Raw genomic sequence first — 3,094 nt, forward strand, 5'->3', positions numbered from 1 at the left:
CTCCTCAAGGAGGAGTCGCCGACGTCGGGCGACATTCGCATCGCGGATTTCCATGTCAACAAGCTGTCGGCCCGGCGTGTGCCGAAGTTGCGGCAGAGCATGGGCGTCGTCTTCCAGGACTTCCGGCTCCTGCAGAAGAAGACGGTGTCCGAGAACGTCGCGTTCGCGCTCGAGGTGATCGGGAAGCCGCGCGCGATGATCTCCCGGACCGTCCCCGAGGTGCTCGAGATGGTCGGGCTGTCCGGGAAGGCGGACCGGCTCCCCACCGAACTGTCGGGTGGTGAGCAGCAGCGCGTCGCGATCGCGCGGGCGTTCGTGAACCGGCCGCTGGTGCTGCTGTGCGACGAGCCCACCGGCAACCTGGACCCGGAGACCAGCCAGGACATCATGCTGCTGCTCGAACGGATCAACCGCACCGGAACGACGGTGGTGATGGCGACCCACGACCATCACATCGTCGACTCGATGCGTCGTCGCGTGGTGGAACTGGACCTCGGCAGAGTGGTGCGCGACGAGGCTCGGGGTGTGTACGGCGTGGGGCGTTAGCCGCCCTCCCTGCACTCCAAGCTTCAGTACTGTCCCCAAGTCTCCTACGAAGGACTCTGATTCCCCGATGCGTGCCAGTTTCATTTTCAGTGAGGTCCTGACCGGACTCCGTCGCAACGTCACCATGACCATCGCGATGATCCTCACCACCGCGATCTCCCTCGGCCTGTTCGGGAGCGGGTTGCTGGTGGTGCAGATGGCCGGCAAGACCCAGCAGATCTTCCTGGACCGCGTCGAGGTGCAGATCTTCCTCACCGACGACATCTCCACCTCGGACCCGGGTTGCGAGGGGGAGATCTGCAAGTCGCTGCGCACGGAACTGGAGGACACGCCGTCGGTGGTGTCGGTGGAGTACCTCAACCGGGACGACGCGGTGAAGGACGCGACGGAGCGGGTGTTCAAGGATCAGCCCGAACTCGCCGCACTCGTCAGCCCCGACAGCTTTCCCGCTTCGTTCAAGGTCAAGCTCAGCGACCCCGAGCGGTTCGGCGTGATCAACGAGAACTTCGGCACCCGGCCGGGCGTCGAGAGCGTCCTCAATCAGCGCGAACTGGTCGAGCGGCTCTTCAGCGTCCTCAACGGGGTGCGCAACGCCGCGTTCGCGATCGCGATCGTGCAGGCCGTGGCGGCAATTCTCCTGATCGCGAACATGGTTCAGATCGCGGCCTTCACCCGTCGCACCGAGGTCGGCATCATGCGGTTGGTCGGTGCGACCCGCTGGTACACGCAGTTGCCGTTCCTGCTCGAGGCTGTGGTCGCTGCGCTGGTGGGTGCAATCCTCGCCATCGTCGGCCTGTTCACCGCGAAGAACATGTTCATCGACGACGTGCTCGCGGACGTCTACGAGGCCAACATCGTGGCCCGGATCTCCAACAGCGACGTGCTGTTCGTGGCGCCGGTGCTGGTGCTGGTGGGCGTCGGCATGGCGGCCGTCACCGCGTACGTGACCCTGCGCTTGTACGTCCGCGAATAATTCGGTTTGCGCCTTCTCCTATGCTGGAGGGTACGAACTGTTCACCTCGGACATCGCGGACTGAAAGGCCCGGAACGTGAAGGAAAAGGGCCGCAAGGTCATTGCGACCAACCGCAAGGCGCGTCACAACTACACCATTCTCGACGTCTACGAGGCGGGGATCGCGCTCGTCGGTACCGAGGTGAAGAGTCTGCGCGAGGGCAAGGCGTCGCTGGTCGACGCGTTCGCAACCGTCGACGACGGAGAGGTGTGGCTGCGCTCCCTGCACATCCCCGAGTACACGCAGGGCACGTGGACCAACCACTCGCCGCGCCGCACCCGGAAGCTGCTGCTGCACAAACGGGAGATCGAGCACCTCGTCGGCAAGACCCGCGAGGGCAACCAGACCCTGGTTCCCCTGTCGATGTACTTTTCCGACGGCAAGGTCAAGGTGGAGCTCGCGCTCGCCAAGGGTAAGCAGGACTACGACAAGCGCCAGGACCTGGCCAGGCGGACCGCCGAGCGTGAGGTGACCCGCGAACTCGGACGCCGAGTCAAGGGCATGCGCTGACGTCCATCCTGCTCGCGCTCGTGGCCGCGATCGGATACGGCGTGAGCGATTTCGTCGGGGGAGTCGCGTCCCGCAGAGTGGCGGCGCTGCGCGTCGTCATCGTGTCTTATCCGCTGTCGCTGCTGATCGTCCTCATGATCGCCCCGTTCGCCGGGGGCACCCTCACCTCGTCCTCCCTCGTGTGGGGTGCGGTGGCGGGAGTGGCAGGCGGGGTGGCGGTCTGGTGGTTCTATCTCGCGTTGGCGTCGGGACCGATGTCGGTGGTGTCGCCGCTGACGGCCGTGCTGGTCGCCGGTATTCCGGTGTTGATCGGGCTCGCGTTCGGCGAGCGGCCCGGGCCCGTCGCGTACATCGGAATCGCGGTGGCCCTCGTCGCCGTCGTCCTCGTCAGCCGGGAATCGCCCGACGAGACCGCGGGTGAGGTGGCAGGCGGCAGGGTGCTGCGCTTCACCCGCACCGTGGCACTGCTCACCGTCGGATCCGGCATCGCGTTCGCGCTGTCCTTCGTCTCGCTGCACCAGATCGGCGACGAGGGCGGGATGTGGGCGCTCGCCGTGTCCCGCGCCGCGGCGACCGCGGTGGTCTGGCTCGTCGCCCTGGCCGCCGGCCACTTCGTGCCGCCGCACGGCGAACCCCTCAAACTCGCCGTGTATGTGAGTTTCCTCGACGTTCTTGCCAACGCGGCCATGATGTACGCGTTCCAGGGCGGGCTGCTGTCACTCGTCAGCGTCATCGGGTCGCTGTACCCCGCGGCCACCGTGCTGCTGGCGATGGTGATGCTCGGTGAACGGGTGAGCAGAATGCAGCAGGCGGGGATGCTCCTCGCCCTCGCTGCCGTCGGAATGATCGCCGTGGCCAGCTGAAATACGTCCGTCGACACTCCCGGCGAAAACCGGGATGAATCCGGGCGGGGTTCGCGTTACACTAGGTGGCCCCGCGAGACTCGTGGGGCACGTACGGGGCTGAACGGTTTCGACTGCGTACGTTGAGGTAGGGGAAGCGTGTCGGTGCAGGCAAGAGACCAC

At 66.0% G+C, this 3,094-nt stretch carries 4 protein-coding genes; all 4 read left to right on the forward strand.

Annotated features, from left to right (window positions below; genetic code table 11):
• Nucleotides 1-546: cell division ATP-binding protein FtsE (locus tag MLGJGCBP_RS17335; protein WP_160097165.1), on the forward strand; the 546-nt coding region annotated here is incomplete at its 5' end.
• 67 nt (nucleotides 547-613) lie between these two features.
• On the forward strand, nucleotides 614-1,519 hold the full coding sequence (gene ftsX, locus MLGJGCBP_RS17340; protein ID WP_087556638.1) for a permease-like cell division protein FtsX: 906 nt from the start codon (nucleotides 614-616) through the stop codon (nucleotides 1,517-1,519).
• Nucleotides 1,520-1,595: 76 nt separating this feature from the next.
• A complete protein-coding gene (smpB, locus tag MLGJGCBP_RS17345) occupies nucleotides 1,596-2,069 on the forward strand; it encodes an SsrA-binding protein SmpB (RefSeq protein WP_015890164.1) in 474 nt (157 codons plus the stop codon).
• 8 nt (nucleotides 2,070-2,077) lie between these two features.
• Complete coding sequence (locus MLGJGCBP_RS17350) at nucleotides 2,078-2,932, forward strand: DMT family transporter (RefSeq protein WP_087556637.1); 855 nt, start codon at nucleotides 2,078-2,080, stop codon at nucleotides 2,930-2,932.
• The last annotated feature ends 162 nt before the right edge of the window (nucleotides 2,933-3,094 follow it).

The organism is Rhodococcus sp. T7, assembly GCF_009872365.1.
Classification (GTDB): domain Bacteria; phylum Actinomycetota; class Actinomycetes; order Mycobacteriales; family Mycobacteriaceae; genus Rhodococcus_F.

Excerpts from the sequence above, each read along its gene's own strand:
- ftsX (WP_087556638.1), top strand. The coding sequence starts at position 614 with ATGCGTGCCAGTTTCATTTTCAGTGAGGTCCTGACCGGACTCCGTCGC.